This window comes from Hephaestia sp. MAHUQ-44, assembly GCF_023806085.1.
GTDB lineage: Bacteria > Pseudomonadota > Alphaproteobacteria > Sphingomonadales > Sphingomonadaceae > Sphingomonas.
Genome location: NZ_JAMSLX010000006.1, coordinates 102017 through 122217 on the forward strand (window position 1 = coordinate 102017; position 20201 = coordinate 122217).

Sequence of the window (20201 nt, forward strand, 5' to 3'; positions counted from 1 at the left end):
GATCGTTACCGTGCGCCGCGCCACACGAAGGTAGCGGCGGCGTTCGCCGCCAGGCGATAGGGCGCATGGCGGCCGCCAACGACGATCGAGACGGTCTCAGGTGCCGCACCGCCATTGAACACCACAAGCACGCGGGCGCCGTCTGGATTGACGAAGGCGACGCTTTCGATGTCGGGATCGGTGCTTGTCGAGGCGATGCGGCGGGCACCGGGGCGCACGAAGCGGCTGACATGACCGAGCGCATAATATTCGGGGTTTCGCGTGACCGCCCCGCTCTTGCTGTCGATGGTGACGACGCCGCGGCAATCGCCGCAACCGCCGAGATGCGGCCCGTATTTTTCGTCGAGCGCGAGGTTCCACAACAAGACGCCGCGCGCCCAGTGCCGCGTCGTGCCGATGATGAGGTTGCGCATCATCCACGGCCATGCCTCGGCCCAACCCGGCGACCATTCGCCGCCTGAGCATTCGGTGAAAAACACCGCCTTGTCGGGGAAGCGATCATGCACGACGCTCTGCGCGTCGACCGTGCCGTTGTAGCAATGCCAGGCGACCCCATCGACGTAGCGCGCGGCACCTGGATGCGCGAGCATCTCGGTCGGCTGCTGCGGCTGATCCCAATTGTGATCCCATTCGAGAATCCGGGTTTTCAGCCCCATCGCAGCGAATGTCGGGCCGACATGATCGGCCACGATCTCGGCGCGCTGCGCCGCGCTCAGTCGCATGCCCGGATAGCTATCGGGCTCGAAATCGGGCTCGTTCTGGAGGCTGAGATAATCGACCGGCACGCCTTCGGCCGCGAAGGCTTGCACCGTACGGGCAAGATAGGCGGCAAACGGACCATATGCCTGTTCGCGGAGCGTCCCGGTGATGAGCGAATCGGTCGTCTTCATCCACCCCGGCGGGCTCCACGGCGTCGCCATCACCTTGAGGTCGGGGTTGATCGCCAGCGCGGCACGTGCGGTCGGCAGCACATCGACGCGTGCGGGCGCGATCGAAAAATGGGCAAGCGCCGGATCGGTCTCGCCCTTTGGCATATCGTCATAGCTATAATGGTGACTCGAGAAATCGGAGGCACCGATCGTGAGGCGGGTGAACGACAGCGACAGACCGGGGGCAGGGCCGAACAAGTCGCCGAGCAGCGCGGCACGCTGCGCGGGATCAAGCTTGCGCTGGATGAGATAGGCCGAGGCATCGCTGATCGCCGCCCCGAAACCGACGATCGGCTGGAAACGGGTCGTGGCATCGACTGTCACCCCCGCCCCGGTCGCGGCCCCCTCCTGCCATTCGAGCGGCGGCTGCGCAGCAAGCAACGCCGCCTGATCGGGCGTGGTCAGCCACACCGAGACGCTGTCGGTCGCCATAGGAGGCTTCACCGTCGCGCAGCCCGCGAGAAGCAACGCCGCACAAAAGAGGATCGGTCGGATGGGCATGTCGTTTCCTCGCTTGGTGGAGCGCATCATCGCGCGATGAGAAAGCTGGCAACCGTCAGGCGGCCCGAGTCGATGTCGGCGGAAAGCGTCACGTCGTTGGGCAGGCTGGCACAATGAAGCAGGCTGCTGCGGTATATCACCGCACGATTGTAGCGCGGGCGGACGGTGGCGATGCGTTCGAATATCGGCGTATCGCCATCGATATAGGCGGCGGCGGGCTCACCCAGACGCGCAAAATCGTCGCGCAACGCGTCGAGGTAGCGACGATGGCGCATGGCATTGATCGTCTCGAAGCCGGTGCTGCGATGGCGGTAAAAGCTCGTCCCGCCAAGATCCTCGTGGCCGAGATAGTGCAGGATCGCGATCATCCCCTCCTCGACGTCGTCGATATGCGGGATCCGCTGCGCAAGGCTGAGCGCGTGCGGCGGCGTGGTCACGAGCGAATACAGCGCCCGGCGGAACGCGACATGCTCGGTCGCGCCGAACACGTTGCGCAGAATCGGCGGGAGCACAATATCGAGCCCCTCGAAATAGCCTTGCTGCACCGGCGCCCGCACCCCCGGATAGAAGGTTCCGTAGGGAGCGAAATCGAGCGTCCGGCTCGCCGCGACGAGGCGATCGGGATGCGGCGCAAAGCCATCGATGATGACGATCGGTTGACCTTCTTTGCCGATCGCCTCGACATGGGTTTTCGACGCCGTCATGCCGGAGCGCTATCGACGGGCGCCGCCAGCGCACCACCATAGACTCGATCCGCACCGGCGATGCCCAAACGCTTCCGCAAAGGAGAGAACCGGCTGGCGGCCGCCATCGCTCTTCAGCCCGGCGCTGCGGGGCACATGCGTGCGATATATTCCTCGTGGCTCGGCATCACCGCGACACATTTGCCGATTACCTGCTCGATATTGCCGAGATAGCGCGCGATCTCCTCCTCGCTCTTGATGTCGACCAGCGGGTCGTAACCGCGCGGAACGATGCCTTGTCCGAGAAACACCTGAATCCAGCTTTCCTCGGCGAACAATTCCTCATCCTCGCGGAAGATGCGCCCGTTGGCGGCGAACAGATCGATCTTGCGCTGGAGCGTCGCGGGCACCTCCATGTCGCGGCAATAGCGCCAGAACGGCGTGTCGTCGCGCTTCGTCGCCTTGTAATGGAGGACGATGAAATCGCGGATGCGTTCATATTCAAAGTCCGACTGGCGATTGAACTCATCGACGCCGGCGGCATCGAAACCGGCGTCGGGCAGCAGCCGGACGAGCCGGATCAGCGCCGACTGGACGAGGTGGAGGCTCGTCGATTCGAGCGGTTCGATGAACCCGCCGGCAAGCCCGAGCGCAAGGCAGTTGCGGTTCCACGCCTTGCGTCTTTTGCCCGCCTTGAAGCGCAGCCGCTTGGGGTCGCCGCGCTGCGGCTCGTCGAGATTGGCAAGCAGGATCCGCTCGGCCTCGTCATCGTCCATATATTGGCTGGAATAGACATGGCCGTTGCCCGTGCGATGCTGGAGCGGAATCCGCCACTGCCAGCCGGCGGGCCGGGCGGTCGCCATCGTATAGGGCGTGAAATTGCGGGCGCGTCCGCTTGCCACCGCGATCGCGCGATCGCACGGCAGCCAGTGCGACCAATCGTCGAAACCGGTCTGCATCGCCTGTTCGATGATGAGCCCGCGAAACCCCGAGCAATCGATGAAGAAATCCGCCGTGACGACCGTGCCGTCGGCCATCGTCACCGAATCGACGAAACCATCGCTGCGCAGCGTCACATCGACGATCCGCCCTTCGCGCCGGATGACGCCGCGTTGCTGAGCATAGCCTTTCAGGAAGCGGGCATAGCTGGTCGCGTCGAACTGATAGGCGTGCGCGATATGCGCGAGCGGCGATTCGGGATGATCGGGGCTGGCACGCAGGAACTTGTTCTGAAGCGCGGCGGCGGTGTTGATCGAGAAGCCCGCGAAATCCTGCGCCCGGCCGAGGCTGTTCATCTTGAGCCAGAATTGGTGGCAGCGCAGCCATTCGAGATCCTGGCCGATGACGCCGAAGCCGTGCATGTAGCTCGTGCCGTCGCCGAGCCAGCCGTTGAACTGGACCCCGAGCTTGTAGGTGCCCTGCGTCTGTTTCAGGAACTCGTGTTCGTCGAGGCCCAGCAGCTCGTTATACTTCCTGATCGCCGGGATCGTCGCTTCGCCGACGCCGACGGTGCCGATCTCCTCCGATTCGATAAGCTCGATCGTATACAGGCCCTGGAACAGCTTCGACAGCAACGCTGCCGCCATCCATCCCGCGGAGCCGCCGCCGACGATCAATATCCGTTCGAGCTGCTTCATCACCGCCCCACCGCCGGCGTCAATGCGCCGCCGTCGCGCAGCCATCCGGCGCGGCGGCGAACGGCAGCACGCCGGTGCGCCGCCCCTCTCCATAACGCAAACCATAGCCGCGCGGAAACTGAACCGCCATGCCTGGCCCGTCACCGATCGAGCACGCCGAGCCGGGCCAGGCGAACGAGAGCCGCCCGCTGAAATTCGCGTCGATCGCGCCATCGGCCTTGCGCAGGATCAGATCGGCAATGCCGCCCCCCTCGCTGCCCGGAAGGAAGGCCGCGACGAACGCGTCGGAGAGGTTGATGAGGTCGTTCGCGTAGACGGTACGCCCCGAATAGAAGACCGACACCACCGGCGCGCCCTTGCCCGAGACCCGCCGGAGCACCGCGAGATCCTCGGGATAGCGCGCGCTGTGCTGCATCGTCGCGGGATAGCGGATGTCGCCGGTATATTCGGCATAGGGATGTTCGCCGATGACCGCGACGACCGCGGCGAATTGCGACGGATCGACCCCGCTGCCGTCGGGCGAATAAACGACGTTATCCGCGCCCCAGGCTGCGCGCAACGCACCCAGCAGCGTCTCGCCGGTCGTGAAATCGGCATTGGTGGTGTCGGTGCCTTGCCAAGTGATCGACCACCCCCCCGACTGATCGGCGAAGCTGTCCGCACTTTTGCCGACGACGAGCAGCCGCCCCTTGCGCGCGAGCGGCAACACGGCGCCATCGTTCTTGAGCAGCACCGCCGATTTGCGCACCGCCTCGCGTGCCAATGCGCGTGCCTGAAGCGCATCGGCCTTGCCGCTGTACCGGCCGGCCGAGGGCGCGCGATCGAACAGCCCCGTGCGCAGCTTGACGCGCAGGATGCGTGTCACCGCATCGTCGATGCGCGCCATCGCGATCCGCCCCGCACGCACATCGGCGACGGTATTGGCGATGAACGGCTGCCATTTGTCGGAAACCATCACCATGTCGATCCCGGCATTGATCGCCTGCGGGCAGTGATCGACGGTGCAGCCCGGCACCTGTTCGATCGCGTTCCAATCGGAGACGACGATGCCGTCGAAGCCGAGCCGGCTCTTGAGGACATCGGTCAGCAACGTGTGGCTGGCGTGCATCTTGCCGTAATCCGTGCCCGCGGCGATGTCGTTCCAGCTGCTGTACGAGACCATCACCGCCTGCACGCCCGCGTCGAGCGCGGCATAATAGCCGGCGGCCTGTTCGGCGATCATCTGCTTGCGCGGGATACGGCTCTCGCCCTGGTCGATCCCGTGCCAGGTGGCGCCATCGCCAAGGAAATGCTTGGCCGTCGCGATGACATGCTCGTCGCCCGCGAGATCGCCCTGGAGCCCATGCACCGCCGCCGCCGCATAGCGCGCGACGAGGGCTGGATCGCTCGACCAGCTTTCGTAGCTGCGGCCCCAGCGCTGGTTCTCGGCTACCGCCACCGTCGGCGCGAACGCCCAATTGATACCGGTCGCGCGCACCGCCTTCGCGGTGGCATGGCCGATCCGGGCGATCAACTCGGGATCGTGCGCCGCGCCGAGCCCGATATTGTGCGGAAACAGCGTGGCGCCGATCACATTGTTGTGGCCGTGGACGGCATCGGTGCCCCAGAGCACCGGCACGGGCACCTTCATATCGGTCGCCATCGACGCCGTGTAATAGGCGTCCGACAACGCGACCCACTCGGCGGGCGTCGCATGTTTGTTCATGCCGGGCCAGGCGCCGCCGCCGTTGAGCACCGCGCCGACATAATAGCGTTTCACGTCCGCAGGCGTGATCGAGCGGATATCGGCCTGCGTCATCTGGCCGATCTTCTGTTCGAGCGTCATCCCGGCCACGATCGTCGCCACGCGCTTTTCGATCGCCGGATCGAGCCCGATCGGGCTGTGGTGCGCGGGCCAGTCGGCGCTCGACGTAGCCGTCGGCATCGCCATATGGCCCGGCCCGGCGAGCGGCGCGCACCCCGCGAGCCATAGCATCGACACGGCCGAAACCAGCAGGGCGCGTCTCATCATCTCATCCCATCCCTTATCGCCCGCGCGACCGAGCCGCCGGCGGCGGTGAAAGCCGCCGGCGCATTCGGCGCTCCGATTGGCACGATCAGAAGCGGTAGTTCACCCCGAGCAGATACTCGCGACCGTACTTTTCGTAGGTTTCGAGAAGCGACTTGCCGTCGGCGGTGTGCGTCCCGCCGCTGTCGAGCCCCAGCCGCGTCCGATACGGCGAATCGGTGAGGTTGGTGACCTGAAGCAGGATGCCCAGCCCCTCGAGCGTGCCGCTCTGGATGGTATAGCCGATCTGCGCGTCGACCTGCTTGTCGGGCAGGATCTCGGTGAAACCGCGCGTCGCGAACAATTGCACCACCTCGCCCTTGAACTTCGAGCGATAGCGCTGGCTGATCCGCGCCTGGAAGCCGCCGCGTTCGTAATAGCCGGTGAGGTTGTAGACGACGTCCGACAGGCCGGGGATCTTCACCGGATCGGTGCCCGAGGTGGGATTGAGGTTCGATTCGGTGAGCGACAGGCTGCCCTGGAAACCGAGCCCCGCAATGGGTTTCCACAACGTCCCGAAATCGATCGCGCCGCTGAACTCAAGCCCCTTGAGATTGCCGCCCTTCCCGTTGGCCGGCAGGCTGAGCTGGCCGATCGGGTCGATGATCACGCCGGGCGGGATCGCCGATGCCGTGTCGGGCAGCGGAATACCCGTGAAGTCGAACGGCAGCGTCTGGGTGTAGATGTACGTCTTGAGATGCTTGTAGAAGCCCGCGACCGACAGATAGGTCGTCGGATTGATGTACCATTCATAGGCGACGTCGAGCGCCTCGGCACGCCAGGGCTTGAGGTGCGGGTTGCCGCCGCTGCCCGACCAGGGATGGACCACGGTGCCTGGTGCGCAGGGTTGCGCGCTACACACCATCGCATCGAAGCCGGGCGTCACGTTCGCGCGCAGATCGTCCATGCGCGGCCGCGCCATCGTTTTCGACGCCGAGAAGCGCAGCCGGTGGCCGTGGCCGAGATCGTAGATGAGGTTGAGGCTGGGCAGCACGTCGACATATTGGTCGCGCTTGAACACCTTGGTCGGGACGATTGGCTGGCCCGGTTCGAGCCCGTTGATGACGACACCCGTCGATTTCTGCGTCTGGCTGACGACCTGCACGCCGACATTGCCGCGCAGATTGCCCCAATTGATATCGGCCTTCGTGAAGAAGGTGATGACCTCCTCCTCGATATCCCAGTTCTTGTCGAAATAATTGGAGTCGCGGATCGGCGCGGTGACATAATATTGGTCGAACGCCCGATCGAGATCGATGCTCAGCACATCGCCGAAGCCGACGTAATCGAGCGATGTCGGATCGACCAGATATTGCGGATCGACGAGCACCTGCTGGCGGCCGTTCTTGAGGAACACGTCATTGTCGTCGACGCGCTTGCGCTTGTCGCGATGCGTGAAATTGACCCCCGCCGAGATCGCACTGATGACGCCGTCGAGATTGTGCTCGAGGCTCAGATCGAGCGCCCAGACGTTCTCCTTGACGACGGGGAAGCGGATCGCGCCATCATGCCCCCATCCGCCCCAGGGCGCGCGATCGCCAAGCGACACCTGCGTCGCGTCGGCGTAATCGAGACCCTTCGAATAGGTCGGGAAACCATCGTCGGGGACCTGGAAGCCGAAATCGTCAAAGGTCCGGCCGACATCGGGCGTCGCCGGGGTAACCCCGCCAACGCCGAGGCCGTAACCGGCATAGGTTTCCAGAATCTGCTCACGCCGGTCGTTGGTCGAATAGGACAGATCGGCGACGAACCGGGTCCGGTCGTCGAGCTGGAATTCGTTGTTCAACCCCGCCGAAAAGAGCTTGTCGGTGCGGGTGTTGTAATCGTTGCGCAAGATCGGCGCGACATTGTGCGCGGTGCCGGCATCGGCGAACGGCGATCCGCCATTTTCCACCCTTGAGACGTCGGTGAAGGTCAGCCCGTCGGCATAAGGGTTGGAGAACCATTGCGCACCGCGCATCGTCTCCTTCTGGTCGAAATGCGAATAATAGAGGTCGAGTGTCGAGTGGACGGCATCCGACGGCTTCCATTCGAGGATTCCGATCACGGCATCGCGCTTGTTGAGCCGCGAGGTCGCGAACGCTTCCTGCCCGTTGAGGATCAACGCATCGTCGGCGCTGTCCGGGCTGACAGCAAAGCCGAACGCCTCGTAGCCATAGGCCTTGTAGTGCATGTTCTTCGACGGCTGATCGAGATGTGCATAGCCGATCGCGATGCCGATCGTGTCGTTCGCGAGCTGATCGATATAGCTCGCGCTGCCGCGCCAGCCCCAGTTGCGGACGTCGTGGTTGAGCCGGCCGCCCTCGGTCATCTCGCCGCGCAGGTTGAGCGCGATCGCGCGCTTGCCGAATTCGAGCGGCCGCACCGTGCGCAGGTCCGCCGAGCCTGACAGGCCCATGCCCGCGATGCCGGCGTCGGGCGTCTTGTAGACGACCACGCTGGAGAGCAATTCGGACGGATATTGGTCGAATTCGACCGCGCGGTTGTCACCCGAACTCGCCTGTTGGCGCCCGTTGAGCAGCGTCGTGGTGAAATCGGGCGCGAGCCCGCGGATCGAGATGACCTGCGCGCGGCCGTTGACGCGCTGCGCAGCAAGGCCGGGAAGCCGCGCGATCGATTCGGCGATCGAGACGTCGGGCAGCTTGCCGATGTCCTCGGCCGACACCGCCTCGACGATCGAGATCGCATTACGCTTGATGTCGATCGAATCGCGGATACCCGCGCGAATGCCCGTAACGACGATCGCATTCGATTGATCGCTAGCCTGCGCCTGATCCGGCTGTTGGCCGTCACTCGATGTATCGGGTTGCGCCGATGGAACTGCCTGCGCGAACGCCATCACCGGCAATGTGGCGCCGAGCGCGAGCATGGATGCCGTCAGGCACAATCTGCTCGCGACACCAAGGCCGTCCGCATCGCCGCGTTTGAATCGATTCTCCATCGAACCCCCCTCCCATGAGCGGCTCCCCCCAAGAACCGCTTGTCTTTCCAACTCGTTGGCTCCGTGCACCCTTCTTTACGCGCCAAGGATCGCAATGGAAGCGCTTCCATTGATAGAGGTGGATGCACCGCAACGCAACCATGAAAGCACCTCGGCGCAACGACGCGCGCAACCGATGCATCCGCGCCACACCTGGCCTTTGGCGCACGACAAGAAGGCAATGCCGCGGCCCGGCGAGACGTCACCCTTGGCGGCTCGGCGGCCCGGCTGACTGACGCTCGACGATCCGATGCGCGATGAAATCGTAGCGGTAACCGGCAGCGCCCGCGCCGACCTCGATGTGCTTGATGAGCGCGATCGCGGCCTGCCTGCCCACTTCCTTGATCGGCTGATGTACCGTCGTAAGCGGCGGCCAGACGATATCCGACACAGGCGTGTCATCGAAACCCACCACCGACACGTCCCCCGGTATGGCAAGCCCGCGCTTGTGACACGTCAGCAGCGCGCCCGCGGCCATATCGTCATTGGCGCACATGATCGCGGTGACGCCGCTGCCCGCCAGAATATGCTCGGCGCCGTCGATCCCCGAGCGAAACGTGAAGTTTCCCCGCGCGACGCTCTCCGGGTCGGGGGATATCCCCATTTCGCGCAGCGCCCGGGCAAACCCGGCGTAGCGGCCTTCGGCGGACTCATGGCCCTCGATCCCGTGAATATAGCCGATCCGCCGGTGGCCAAGGGCAAGCAGATGGCGCGCCATATCGTAGCCGGCACGCTCGTCGTCGATTCCGATCGACGCGGCGATCGCGCGAACCGCAGCGCCGGCCGCGATGCAGATAACCGGACAGTGCAATTCGATCAGCGCTTCGACGAGATCGTAACGGTCTGAGAATGGGGGCGTGAGGATCAGTCCGTCGCACCGGCCGCTATCGATCTGCTCCTGAATCTGCCGTCGTCCGCCGTCCTTGTGCGGGTCGATCGCCTGTACAGCGAGCTGATAACCGTGGCGTGCACAGCCCGTCAGCGCGCCCAGTTCCAGCCCGGAGAAATAATAACTATTCGGCTCGGCATCGACATCCGATTCGTGGACCAGCATGATTTGCCGGCTGTTGCCCGCGGCAAGGTTGCGTGCCTGGACATTGACCTTGTAGCCGAGTTGGGCAATCGCATCGAGGACGCGTTGCCGCGTCGCGGCGCGAACGCCAGGTTCGCCGTTGATGACGCGCGAGACGGTGACCCGCGCGACCCTCGACAGCGCTGCGACATCGTCGATCGTTGGCTTGCGCTTCGGTGCTATGTCCATCAACCAATCAACACTATGCATCTACGGATGCGCGCGCGGTAGGGCCATCGCTCGCGTGACTCGCGCTATATCGCAGCGCGCGCATAAAGCCACATTTCGTCCGGCGCTGTTGGCTCGGCACAGGCGATGGCGCCGCGAACGAGCTTCGCGAGTCGCTTCCATCCTGATCCAACGCTGGCTGGATGCCCCGCGTGGATTCGAACCACGATTGACGGAGTCAGAGTCCGTAGTCTTGCCGTTAGACGACGGGGCAACAGGCCGCGCGAAATAGGCGGCGGTTTTCCTGGGGTCAAGGGCCCAGTCGGCCACGTCGTGCGATGGTCGGCATCCGATGGGTTTCACGCACGGCGCTCGCTTGCCGGGTGGGCGCGGTTCCGCTACCCTCGGCGTCAAGCACCGAACGGCGCGCCTTGCGCCGCGACGGAAGAACATAAGAAGTGAGTGACGGCATGGGTGATCGACCCGCCAACATGCCGTACCAGCGGGGCGGCACGTCCCGCTCGTCCGGCAGACCGATGCGCACCAATGGCGCGCGCCCGCAGCATTATGCTGCGCTGGACCTCGGCACCAACAATTGCCGCCTGCTGATCGCGCGGGCGCAGGGCGATGGCTTCACCGTCATCGATGCCTTTTCGCGAATCGTTCGCCTGGGCGAGGGTCTCGCGAGCACCGGCCGGATCAGCGACGCCGCGATCGATCGCACGATCGCCGCGCTCGCGGTGTGCGCGGACAAATTGCGCCACCGCCGCGTCACCTTGGCGCGATCGGTGGCAACGGAGGCCTGCCGCCGTGCCGCCAACGGCGCCGAATTCATCGCGCGCGTCGAGGCCGAAACCGGAATCCTGCTCGACATCATCTCCCCCGAAGAGGAAGCGCGGCTCGCGATGCTCGGCTGCTATGTCCTGATCGAGCCCGGGGACGGCGCCGCGCTGGTGTTCGATATCGGCGGCGGCTCGACCGAATTGGTGTTGATCGACACCAGCGAGCCGATGCCGCGCGTGATCGACTGGCATTCGGCGCCATGGGGCGTCGTCTCGCTGACCGAACATTTCGGCGAGGCCGACAGCGCGGCCGCCCGGCTCGCCGCCTATGCCCGGATGCGTGCGATCGTCGCCGAATCGATGGCGCCGTTCGCCGCGCGCCTGCCCGATGGGCATGGCACCTCGCGGCGCCTGCTCGGCACCAGCGGGACGGTGACGACGCTGGCAAGCGTGTTCCTGAAACTCGATCGTTACGATCGCTCGGCAATCGACGGGCTGATCGTCCCCGCCGAGGCGATGCGGCAGATCAGCGCCGATCTGTCGGGTATGTCGCTCGATGAACGCGCCACCGTCGCGTGCATCGGCTATGATCGCGCCGATCTGGTGGTGGCGGGCTGCGCGATTCTCGAAGCGGTGCTCGATCTGTGGCCGGCCGAGCGGCTCGGCGTCGCCGATCGGGGGATTCGCGAAGGCATCTTGCGCCGCCTGATGCGCAACGACTCTTGATGAAGGACATGACATGAGCCGAGGCGGCCCCGGCGGGCATCAGCGCGTGAAAACCGCGCGCGGGCGCACCGCGCAATCGACGCGCTGGCTCGAACGCCAGCTCAACGATCCCTATGTCCGCCGCGCCAGGGCGGAAGGCTATCGCAGCCGCGCCGCGTATAAGCTGATCGAACTCGACGAGCGCTTCGGGATGCTCAAGGGCGTCCGGCGCGTGATCGACCTCGGCATCGCGCCGGGCGGCTGGAGCCAGGTCGTGCGGCGCAAGCGCCCCGAGGCCACGGTGGTGGGGATCGACCTGCTGCCCGTCGATCCGATCGACGGCGTCACCATCCTGCAACTCGATTTCATGGACCACCGCGCGCCCGACCTGCTCACCGAGGCGCTCGGCGGCCCCCCCGATCTGGTGCTGTCGGACATGGCGGCCAATACCGTCGGCCACCAGCAGACCGATCACCTTCGCACGATGGCACTGGTCGAGGCGGGCGCGTGGTTCGCTGCGGATGTGCTGCGGCCGGGCGGGGCGTTCGTCGCCAAGGTGCTGGCGGGGGGCGCGGACAGCAGCCTCGTCGCCGAGCTCAAGCGCAACTTCACCACCGTCAAGCACGCCAAGCCGCCCGCGAGCCGCAAGGAATCGTCCGAATGGTATGTCGTCGCGCAAGGCTTCAAGGGACGCCCTGTCACGGACACCGCCGACGATCCCGCGGCCTGACGATCAGGCGTCGGGCACCGTCGCGCGCAACGCCGAGACCCGCGCCTTGAACGCCCGAAGCGCGCTCCCCGAAAGCTGCGTGACGCTCGCGATCGACAGCGTGTTCGGGTTGACCGGGCGACCGTTCCTGAGCACTTCGTAATGGACGTGCGGGCCGGTCGAAAGGCCGGTCGAGCCGACCTTGCCGATTTCCTGCCCGGCGCGGACATGCGCGCCGACGCGCACCGTGATCCGGCTCATATGCCCATAAGCCGTGGTCAGCCCGCCGCTATGCTTCAGCCGCACGAAATTGCCATAGCCGCCGTTGCGCCCGGCGAAGGTGACGACGCCATCGGTGGCCGCGTGGATCGGCGCACCGTAGCGCGCGCCGATGTCGATGCCGGCGTGCATCCTGGTATAGCCGAGGATCGGATGCCGGCGCGGGCCGAAGCTCGAGGTGATGCGGCCCGCAACCGGCAAGCCGCCCGCGCGCGTGGTGTGGGCGCCCTTGCCGTCGCTGTCGAGCCACTGGTCGCGGCCGTCGACCGTCCAGCGGACCAGCGCGACATCCTTGCCGCGCCGGTCGAGCCCGGCAAAGGCGAGCGCCCCCAGCCGTTGTTCGCCGGTTGCCGCCCGTTCGCGCTCGACGATCAGGTCGAACCTGTCGTCGGCGCCGATATCGCGCCCGACCGAGACCCGCGTCGCGAGCGCCTTGATATAGGTCTCGACGATCGACGCCGGAACGCCCGCGGCACGCGCCGACCGGTACAGGCTCGACCCCACCCGGCCGCGTACCCGCAGCGGGGTGCGGTCGATCGCGATCGGCTGCCTGTCGAGCGTCAGCGCGCCGTCGACGCGCTTGACCGCCAGCGCGAGATCGAAGCGGGCGCGAAAGGCGAGGTGTTCGAGCGGACGCGGCACCGATTTGGTCGGGCGGCGGCCGAGCGTGAGCTCGATCCGCGTGCCGGGTTTGAGATCGCCGAGGCTGATCGCCCGCGCGACCAGATCGGCCGCCTGCGCGGCTTCGGTGCGGCCGACACCGGCGCGCTGGAGCACGCCGCCGAAACTGTCGCCACTGCCGATGGTCGCGGTCAGTTCGACGATCGGGCGTTCGGGGGTCGCGGCCAGCGGCATGACCAGATCGGTCGCCGCCATCCGCCGCCCGGTCGCCGCCCCCCAGGCGAGCGGCGCGATCGATTGCGCGCGCGCCTCATCCCATTGCTGCCCAGTGAGCGGCGGCGGCGCGGCGCCGATGATCGGTGCGTTGAGGCTGGGGCCGAGCATCCAGGTGACGGTGCACAGCGCGAGGCAGGTCGCGGCGCCGCGACACCAGTCGAGGCTCCCGATCCGCGCGCCGAGATCAGGGGTCCAGTCGATGTCACGCAAGCGATCGGCGACCGCCGCAATGCCACCGCGCGCGGGCATGGCATAGGTCAGCGCCGCTGCGCCGCCGCCGCCCACCAAATCTGAATCGCTGCGCAGAAACAAGGCGCGCTGCCCCTATGCGATATGCCGCGCAAAAACCCCCGGCACCCGGTGCGAGGGTTGTGGCGCCGATGTCCTAAAGTCAAATTAACCCGAGCCGGGGCGAGTCCGCGGTGCGGCGAACCGTTGTCGCACAAGGCTGGACCGCGCCGAATGCACCGCAATCAGCCGCGCGCGCGGATTATCGGTTGCGCTTTGAAAGGCTCCGCCCGACATTGCGCGGATCATGACGCGTATCTCTTCCGGCGCGATCACTGCGGTGCTCGGGCCGACCAATACCGGCAAGACCCATCTCGCGATCGAGCGGATGTGTGCGCATTCGAGCGGCATGATCGGCTTTCCGCTGCGGCTGCTCGCCCGCGAGGTGTACGATCGCGTCGTCGCGATCAAGGGCGCGCATCAGGTCGCGCTCATCACCGGCGAGGAGAAGATCGTTCCGCCGCAGGCGCGCTGGTTCCTGTGCACCGCGGAATCGATGCCGTTGCGCGAAGGCCGGCAGGCCGGGAGCGCCAACCCAAACACCAGCGACGTCGGGTTCGTCGCGCTCGATGAGGCGCAACTCGCCGCCGGTCCCGAGCGCGGGCATGTCTTCACCGATCGGCTGCTCCATGCGCGCGGCCGCGACGAGACGATGATCCTCGGCTCGGAAGCGCTGCGCCCGATCGTGCGATCGCTCGTCCCCGAAGCCGAGATCATCAACCGGCCGCGCTTCTCGACGCTCTCTTATGCCGGCGCGACCAAGATCTCACGGCTGCCCAAGCGCTCGGCGATCGTCGCCTTCTCGGCCGAGGAAGTCTACGCCGTCGCCGAGATGCTGCGGCGGCTGCGCGGCGGCGCGGCGGTGGTAATGGGCGCGCTGTCGCCGCGCACGCGCAACGCGCAGGTCGCGATGTTCCAGGCCGGCGAGGTCGATTATCTGGTCGCGACCGACGCGATCGGCATGGGGCTCAACATGGATGTCGCGCATGTCGCCTTCGCCAGCCTGCGCAAGTTCGACGGCCACCGCCAGCGCCGGCTGACCGTGCCCGAGATGGCGCAGATCGCGGGGCGCGCGGGGCGGCATCAACGCGACGGCAGCTTCGGAAGCATTGCTACCGAGGGGCCGGGTGCCTTCACCCCCGAGGAAATCGCCGCGATCGAGGGGCATCATTTCCCCAGGCTCGAGACGGTGTACTGGCGTGAAGGCAGCCCCGACATGGCGAGCATCGACGCGCTGATCGCGAGCCTCGAGGCCAGCCCCAGCCACATCCGGCTGCGCGCCGCGCCCGAAGCGCTCGATCTGACGATCCTCAAGCGGCTCGCCGACGAGGCGTGGGTGCGCGATCGCGCTCGCGCACCGGCGATGACCGCGCGGCTGTGGGCGGCGTGCGGCGTGCCCGATTTCCGCAAAGTCGGCGTCGAGCCGCATGCGCGCTTCATCGCCCGGCTGTTCACCCATCTTTCCGAAGGCAGCGGCCATATTCCGCACGAATGGTTCGCCGCCGAGATCGCCCGGCTCGACAATGTGCAGGGCGATGTCGAAACGCTGGCGGGGCGGATCGCGAGCGCGCGCAGCTGGGCCTATATCGCGCAGCGCGCCGACTGGCTGGCCGATCCGGCGCGTTGGGCCGAGCGTACCCGCGCGATCGAGGAACGGCTGTCCGATGCGCTGCATGCGTCGCTCACGCAGCGTTTCGTCGACAAGCGCACCACGATCCTGATGCGTCAGATCGGCGCCGATGTTTCTGCGCTGCCGGTGGTGGTCGATGCGACCGGTGAGGTGCTGGTCGAGGACCATCCGATCGGGCGGCTCGATGGCTTCCGTTTCGTCGTCGCGCCCGATGCGCGCCATGCCGACAAGAAGCTGTTGCTCGCCGCGGCCGAGAAACGGCTGACGGGCGAGCGAGCGCGCCGCGGGCAGGCGCTGGCCGACGCGCCCGATACCGCGCTGGCGCTGATCGCCGATCCCCCGGCGATCGATTGGAATGGGATCACGGTCGCGACGCTGGCGCCCGGCACCGCGCTGACGCGGCCGCGCGTCATGCTCGATCGCGCGCTCGATTGCCTCGACCGGCCGTTGGCGGACGCGGTGCGCGCGCGGCTCGAAGGCTGGGTCAACGCGCAGGTCGCCCGCCGCGCGGGCGTGCTGCCCCGGCTCGAAGCGCTGGCAAGCGATGCCGCGGCCTCGCCGGGGTTGCGCGTCGTCGCGGCGGCGCTTGCCGAGGCGGGTGGGATCGCGCCACGCATGCCGATCGCCGACGCGATCGAGGCGCTGGCCCCACCCGAACGCAAGCGGCTGCGCAGCGCCGGTATCACGCTCGGCACGCTCGACCTGTTCGACACGCGGTTGCTCAAGCCGGCAGGTGCGCGCTGGCGGCAAGCGTTGCTTGCGGCGCGTGACGGCACGCTATCGGCAGCGCTGCCGCCCGCCGGCGCGACGGTGCTGCCGCGTGCCGAAATCGCCGGGTTCCGCACGATCGGCGCGCAGGCGGTGCGCGTCGATCTGGTCGAGCGTATCGCGCGCGCGGCGCACGATGCCCGCACCGGCCGCACACCCTTCGCACCCGATCCGGCGCTGGCGACCTCGATGGGGGTGACCGCGGCGACCTTTGCCAAGCTGATGGCGCAGCTCGGTTTTCGCACTGCGCCCGCCAAGGACGGCACGGCGCGCTGGGCATGGCACGGGCGGCCGCGCGTCGCCCCGCGCCCACGCGTCCAGCCGCGCCCCGACAACGCCTTCGCCGTGCTCGCCGACTGGGGCAGGCTCGGTGGCTGACGCGGCACTGGCCATGCGGCTCGATCGCTTCTTGTGGTTCGTGCGCATCGCCAGGACCCGCTCGGTCGCCGGTGCGATCGCCGCGAGCGGGCATCTGCGGCTCGACGGGCGGCCGGTCGCGCGCGCCGCAGCGCCCGTGCGCATCGGCAATATCCTGACCTTCCCGACTCCGCGTGGGGAAATTCGCGTGGTCCGCGTGGTGGCGCTGCCCGCGCGACGCGGGCCTGCATCCGAAGCCCGGACGTGCTACGAAGACCTCACGCCTGCGAACGTCTCGCAGCAAGCGCCGGGTCATTGACGCGCGCTGGCCAGCGGCATAGCAGCAACGTAAAATGGGGCCTTCCTGAGGAGTATTCCGGCAATGACCTACGTCGTCACCGACGCCTGCATCCGCTGCAAATATATGGATTGCGTCGAGGTGTGCCCGGTCGATTGTTTCTACGAAGGCGAGAACATGCTGGTGATCAATCCCAGCGAATGCATTGATTGCGGTGTGTGCGAGCCCGAATGCCCGGCCGAGGCGATCCTGCCCGATACCGAAAGCGGGCTTGAAAAATGGCTCGAACTCAACAACACTTTCTCCGCGCAATGGCCCAACGTCTCGCGCAAGGCCGACCAGACGCCGGCCGACGCCGACGAACACAAGGGCGAAGAGGGCAAGTTCGAGAAGTATTTCTCGCCCGAGCCCGGCGCCGGCGACTAAGCCGCGAGGGGCTCACCCTCGCCTAAGGGGGAGAGTGAAGATGCCGTCACCGACGCTGCCCACACGCTGGGAACCCGTGGCCCACGCGATCCTGCGGATCGTGAGCGGGCTGATCTTCCTCGAACACGGCACGCAGAAATTCCTGGGCTTTCCCGGCGGCGATCGGGCGGGCTCGGGGCTCTCGCTCGACAATATGAGCGCCTATGCGGGCGCCATCGAGATCGCGGCCGGGCTGCTGATCGCGCTCGGCCTGTTCACGCGCCCCGCCGCGTTCGTCGCGTCGGGGACAATGGCCGTCGCCTATTGGACCGTCCATGCCCCGCAGAACTTCTTCCCGGTCAACAATGGCGGCGATGCGGCGGTGCTCTATTGCTTCGTCTTCCTCTATCTCGTCTTCGCCGGACCGGGGCCTTGGAGCCTCGATGCTGCGCGCAGCAAGAATGTGACACCGCCGGTTGCAGACGATTGAGGCGCGGAACATGACGGGGGTCGTGTTCGTATAGACGTTCCACTGGTAATTATATTGCGAGTGTGTTATATAATGAGTCACCGGAGGCGGTCTGTGCCGCGCTCCGCCTGGAGACGCTCACCCTTCCCCCGCCCGCGCCGACCGGCTTCGTGCCGATGGGCTGCCCCGTGCGGGGTCGAATCCATGGAAAGGCTTGCACAATATGGTCGCCAAGGCGCTGTCGTTCGATGTCGGAGATTATGTCGTTTACCCCAAGCACGGTGTCGGCCGTGTGGTTGAGCTGCAGCGCCAGGAAATCGCCGGCATGCAGCTCGAACTCTATGTGCTCCGCTTCGAAAAAGAGAAGATGACGCTGCGGGTGCCCACCAACAAGGCCGAGAGCATCGGCATGCGCAAGCTTTCGAGCGACAAGACGCTCAAGGAAGCGCTCGACACGCTCAAGGGCAAGCCGCGCGTCAAGCGTACGATGTGGTCGCGCCGCGCGCAGGAATATGAAGCGAAGATCAATTCGGGCGATCTCGTATCGATCGCCGAAGTGGTCCGCGATCTGTTCCGCGCGGATGACCAGCCCGAGCAGAGCTATTCGGAGCGTCAGATTTTCGAAGGCGCGACCAGCCGCCTCGCGCGCGAACTCGCCGCGATGGAAGAGGTCGACGAGCCGACCGCGCAGGAAAAGATCCTCGACATTCTGCGCAAGGCCGCCGCGATCCACAACAAAGCCAAGGAACAGGAAGCCGCCGACGCCTGAGGCGTTCGGTCGCATCCACACCAGACAGGGCGGCCCCTTCGGGGGTCGCCCTTTTTGTTTGCGCGCGCTTTTCTGGTGTATTATGTGTACAATACACAACCATCGGAGAGACCCCATGCGCCTGCTGCCGCTTCTCGCCATGCTTCCGCTGATCGCCTGCTCGGGCCCATCGGATGCCAATGACAATGTCACGGCCGGGGGCGAATCGATCGCCGCGCAGGATAACGGCACCGCACGCAATTATGCCATCACCGGCTTCGATCAGGTCGATCTGCGTGGATCGGACGATGTCGATGTCCGTGTCGGCGGCACCTTTACGGTCCGGGCGACCGGGCCGTCCGATCTGCTCGACCGGCTCGAGATCGCCCGCGACGGCGACACGCTCAAGATCGGGCGCCGCGGCAACAGCGTCTCCTGGGGCGGGGACAAGGGCCGCGCGGTCAAGGTGATGGTGACGATGCCCGCGATCCGTGGCGCGTCGATCACGGGCTCGGGCGACCTCGCGGTCGATCGGGTCGAGGCCGACACGTTCGCCGCCTCGACCGCGGGCTCGGGCGATATGACGATCGGCGCCATCAACGCCCGGGCGAGCCAATTCTCGATCGCCGGCTCGGGCAACATCACCGCCGCCGGCACCACCGGCGAGGCGAAGATGCACATCGCCGGATCGGGCGATATCGACGCCAAGCGGCTCACCGCCGCGACCGCCGATATCTCGGTGCGGGGCTCGGGCGATATCGAGACCAATGTCAGCGGCACCGCCAAGGTATCGGTGATGGGGTCTGGTGACGTCGAGATCGGGGGCGGCGCCAAATGCGAGATCACCAAAATGGGCTCGGGCAACGTGCGCTGCGGTTAGAGCATCACGCTGAAAATCAAGATCGCCATCCAATCCGTTCGTGCTGAGCTTGTCGAAGCACCATCTCTCTTTCGGCGTCGTGGAAAGAAAGAACGGCCCTTCGACAAGCTCAGGGCGAACGGATCTGAGTTACGCGCCGCGCTCGATACGATTTCCGAAACGCGCTTGCGCGGCGCGGCGCGAAGGTGCGATGCCCATGCCATGCGCCACGCCCTTCTCGCCCTGATCCTGCTTGCCGCCGCCGCGCCGGCCCCCGCGGCCGAGCGCAGCTATACGATCGGCAGCTTCGATCGCGTGCGCGTCAGCGGGCCGTTCGAGGTTCGGCTGGCGGTCGGCGGGTCGCCCCGCGCCCGCGCGGAAGGAGAGCGCGGGCTGATCGACCAGGTCGACGTCCGTGTCGACGGCAACACGCTCTTGGTCTCGATGAGCCCCAACGGCTGGGGCGAGCGCGGTGCGGCCGCGGCATCGGTACCCGTCGTCACGCTGGCGACACCGTCGCTGCGCAGCGTGTTCGTCAACGGCGGCGGGCGGCTGTCGATCGAGAGGATGAAGGGCCAGGCGCTCGATCTGACGGTCACCGGTTCCGGGTCCATTGCCGCCACCGGGCTCGACGCGCGCCAGCTCGATGCGCGCGTGATCGGCACCGGCGCGCTGACGCTCTCGGGCGTTGCCGCGAAAGCGCGCCTCACCAGCAACGGCCCGGCTGCGATCGACGCCGCAGGGCTTGCGGTCGACGATCTCGTGATCCGCACCGACGGCGCGGGCGAGGCGCATGTCGCCGCGCGCTACACCGCCGACGTCACCGCGACCGGGGTGGGCCGGGTCGTCGTCGACGGCAAGCCCGCATGTACCGTTCGCCCCGCACAGGGGCATGCGCCGGTGGTGTGCGGGACGCAGTAAGCGGACGCAGCAACAAACGACGATAAAGCCGCCGTCGGACGGGTTCGGCTCGGCCGACCCGCCGGCCGG

The 20201-nt window shown here is 66.6% G+C and carries 16 protein-coding genes and 1 tRNA gene; 9 read left to right on the forward strand and 8 right to left on the reverse strand.

The features are described from left to right. Positions 1 to 5: 5 nt before the first annotated feature. The 7 genes from NFE57_RS08515 to NFE57_RS08545 form a co-directional block, all read right to left on the reverse strand. Positions 6 to 1361, reverse strand: a complete 1356-nt coding sequence (locus NFE57_RS08515) for a glycoside hydrolase family 30 protein (RefSeq protein ID WP_252135144.1) — start codon at positions 1359 to 1361, stop codon at positions 6 to 8. A 95-nt stretch (positions 1362 to 1456) separates the two neighbouring features. Next, complete coding sequence (locus NFE57_RS08520; protein ID WP_252135145.1) at positions 1457 to 2134, reverse strand: DUF6445 family protein; 678 nt, start codon at positions 2132 to 2134, stop codon at positions 1457 to 1459. Positions 2135 to 2247: 113 nt separating this feature from the next. After that, complete coding sequence (locus NFE57_RS08525; RefSeq protein WP_252135146.1) at positions 2248 to 3750, reverse strand: tryptophan halogenase family protein; 1503 nt, start codon at positions 3748 to 3750, stop codon at positions 2248 to 2250. A 19-nt stretch (positions 3751 to 3769) separates the two neighbouring features. After that, positions 3770 to 5761, reverse strand: coding sequence for a glycoside hydrolase family 3 protein (locus NFE57_RS08530; RefSeq protein WP_252135147.1), 1992 nt, complete (start codon positions 5759 to 5761; stop codon positions 3770 to 3772). An 85-nt stretch (positions 5762 to 5846) separates the two neighbouring features. Further along, the gene (locus NFE57_RS08535) at positions 5847 to 8738 is read right to left on the reverse strand and encodes a TonB-dependent receptor (protein ID WP_252135148.1); all 2892 of its coding nucleotides are present in this window, start codon (positions 8736 to 8738) and stop codon (positions 5847 to 5849) included. Between the two features lie 241 nt (positions 8739 to 8979). Beyond that, positions 8980 to 10038, reverse strand: coding sequence for a LacI family DNA-binding transcriptional regulator (locus NFE57_RS08540; RefSeq protein WP_252135149.1), 1059 nt, complete (start codon positions 10036 to 10038; stop codon positions 8980 to 8982). 179 nt (positions 10039 to 10217) lie between these two features. Beyond that, positions 10218 to 10291, reverse strand: a tRNA-Gln gene (locus NFE57_RS08545). A 262-nt stretch (positions 10292 to 10553) separates the two neighbouring features. Between NFE57_RS08545 and NFE57_RS08550 the strand changes: the two genes are divergently transcribed. Continuing rightward, entirely contained in the window at positions 10554 to 11525 is a 972-nt protein-coding gene (locus tag NFE57_RS08550; RefSeq protein WP_382280124.1) for a Ppx/GppA phosphatase family protein, read from the forward strand. 13 nt (positions 11526 to 11538) lie between these two features. After that, entirely contained in the window at positions 11539 to 12234 is a 696-nt protein-coding gene (locus tag NFE57_RS08555) for an RlmE family RNA methyltransferase (protein ID WP_252135150.1), read from the forward strand. Positions 12235 to 12237: 3 nt separating this feature from the next. Here the strand turns inward: NFE57_RS08555 and NFE57_RS16670 are convergent, their stop codons facing one another. Further along, positions 12238 to 13701: a peptidoglycan DD-metalloendopeptidase family protein gene (locus tag NFE57_RS16670; RefSeq protein ID WP_502802725.1), complete on the reverse strand. Its 1464-nt coding sequence runs from the start codon at positions 13699 to 13701 to the stop codon at positions 12238 to 12240. Between the two features lie 223 nt (positions 13702 to 13924). Between NFE57_RS16670 and NFE57_RS08565 the strand changes: the two genes are divergently transcribed. From NFE57_RS08565 to NFE57_RS08595, 7 genes are all read left to right on the forward strand, one after another. Then, positions 13925 to 16453, forward strand: coding sequence for a helicase-related protein (locus NFE57_RS08565; RefSeq protein ID WP_252135151.1), 2529 nt, complete (start codon positions 13925 to 13927; stop codon positions 16451 to 16453). Then, entirely contained in the window at positions 16446 to 16751 is a 306-nt protein-coding gene (locus tag NFE57_RS08570; protein WP_382280059.1) for an RNA-binding S4 domain-containing protein, read from the forward strand. The genes NFE57_RS08565 and NFE57_RS08570 overlap by 8 nt, the downstream gene beginning before the upstream one ends. A gap of 63 nt (positions 16752 to 16814) precedes the next feature. Beyond that, positions 16815 to 17156, forward strand: coding sequence for a ferredoxin FdxA (gene fdxA / locus NFE57_RS08575; protein WP_252135152.1), 342 nt, complete (start codon positions 16815 to 16817; stop codon positions 17154 to 17156). Between the two features lie 40 nt (positions 17157 to 17196). After that, a complete protein-coding gene (locus tag NFE57_RS08580; protein ID WP_252135153.1) occupies positions 17197 to 17625 on the forward strand; it encodes a DoxX family protein in 429 nt (142 codons plus the stop codon). 202 nt (positions 17626 to 17827) lie between these two features. Further along, the gene (locus NFE57_RS08585; RefSeq protein WP_252135245.1) at positions 17828 to 18373 is read left to right on the forward strand and encodes a CarD family transcriptional regulator; all 546 of its coding nucleotides are present in this window, start codon (positions 17828 to 17830) and stop codon (positions 18371 to 18373) included. Positions 18374 to 18488: 115 nt separating this feature from the next. After that, complete coding sequence (locus NFE57_RS08590; protein ID WP_252135154.1) at positions 18489 to 19232, forward strand: head GIN domain-containing protein; 744 nt, start codon at positions 18489 to 18491, stop codon at positions 19230 to 19232. Positions 19233 to 19433: 201 nt separating this feature from the next. After that, positions 19434 to 20132, forward strand: a complete 699-nt coding sequence (locus tag NFE57_RS08595) for a head GIN domain-containing protein (RefSeq protein ID WP_252135155.1) — start codon at positions 19434 to 19436, stop codon at positions 20130 to 20132. Positions 20133 to 20201 lie beyond the last annotated feature (69 nt).

Bases quoted from the DNA above. Each gene is read 5' to 3' on its own strand.
- NFE57_RS08515 (WP_252135144.1), bottom strand. From the start codon at position 1,361: ATGGCGACCGACAGCGTCTCGGTGTGGCTGACCACGCCCGATCAGGCG.
- NFE57_RS08520 (WP_252135145.1), bottom strand. From the start codon at position 2,134: ATGACGGCGTCGAAAACCCATGTCGAGGCGATCGGCAAAGAAGGTCAA.
- NFE57_RS08525 (WP_252135146.1), bottom strand. From the start codon at position 3,750: ATGAAGCAGCTCGAACGGATATTGATCGTCGGCGGCGGCTCCGCGGGA.
- NFE57_RS08530 (WP_252135147.1), bottom strand. From the start codon at position 5,761: ATGATGAGACGCGCCCTGCTGGTTTCGGCCGTGTCGATGCTATGGCTC.
- NFE57_RS08535 (WP_252135148.1), bottom strand. From the start codon at position 8,738: ATGGAGAATCGATTCAAACGCGGCGATGCGGACGGCCTTGGTGTCGCG.
- NFE57_RS08540 (WP_252135149.1), bottom strand. From the start codon at position 10,038: ATGGACATAGCACCGAAGCGCAAGCCAACGATCGACGATGTCGCAGCG.
- NFE57_RS08550 (WP_382280124.1), top strand. From the start codon at position 10,554: ATGCGCACCAATGGCGCGCGCCCGCAGCATTATGCTGCGCTGGACCTC.
- NFE57_RS08555 (WP_252135150.1), top strand. From the start codon at position 11,539: ATGAGCCGAGGCGGCCCCGGCGGGCATCAGCGCGTGAAAACCGCGCGC.
- NFE57_RS08565 (WP_252135151.1), top strand. From the start codon at position 13,925: ATGACGCGTATCTCTTCCGGCGCGATCACTGCGGTGCTCGGGCCGACC.
- fdxA (WP_252135152.1), top strand. From the start codon at position 16,815: ATGACCTACGTCGTCACCGACGCCTGCATCCGCTGCAAATATATGGAT.
- NFE57_RS08580 (WP_252135153.1), top strand. From the start codon at position 17,197: ATGCCGTCACCGACGCTGCCCACACGCTGGGAACCCGTGGCCCACGCG.
- NFE57_RS08585 (WP_252135245.1), top strand. From the start codon at position 17,828: ATGGTCGCCAAGGCGCTGTCGTTCGATGTCGGAGATTATGTCGTTTAC.
- NFE57_RS08590 (WP_252135154.1), top strand. From the start codon at position 18,489: ATGCGCCTGCTGCCGCTTCTCGCCATGCTTCCGCTGATCGCCTGCTCG.
- NFE57_RS08595 (WP_252135155.1), top strand. From the start codon at position 19,434: ATGCGCCACGCCCTTCTCGCCCTGATCCTGCTTGCCGCCGCCGCGCCG.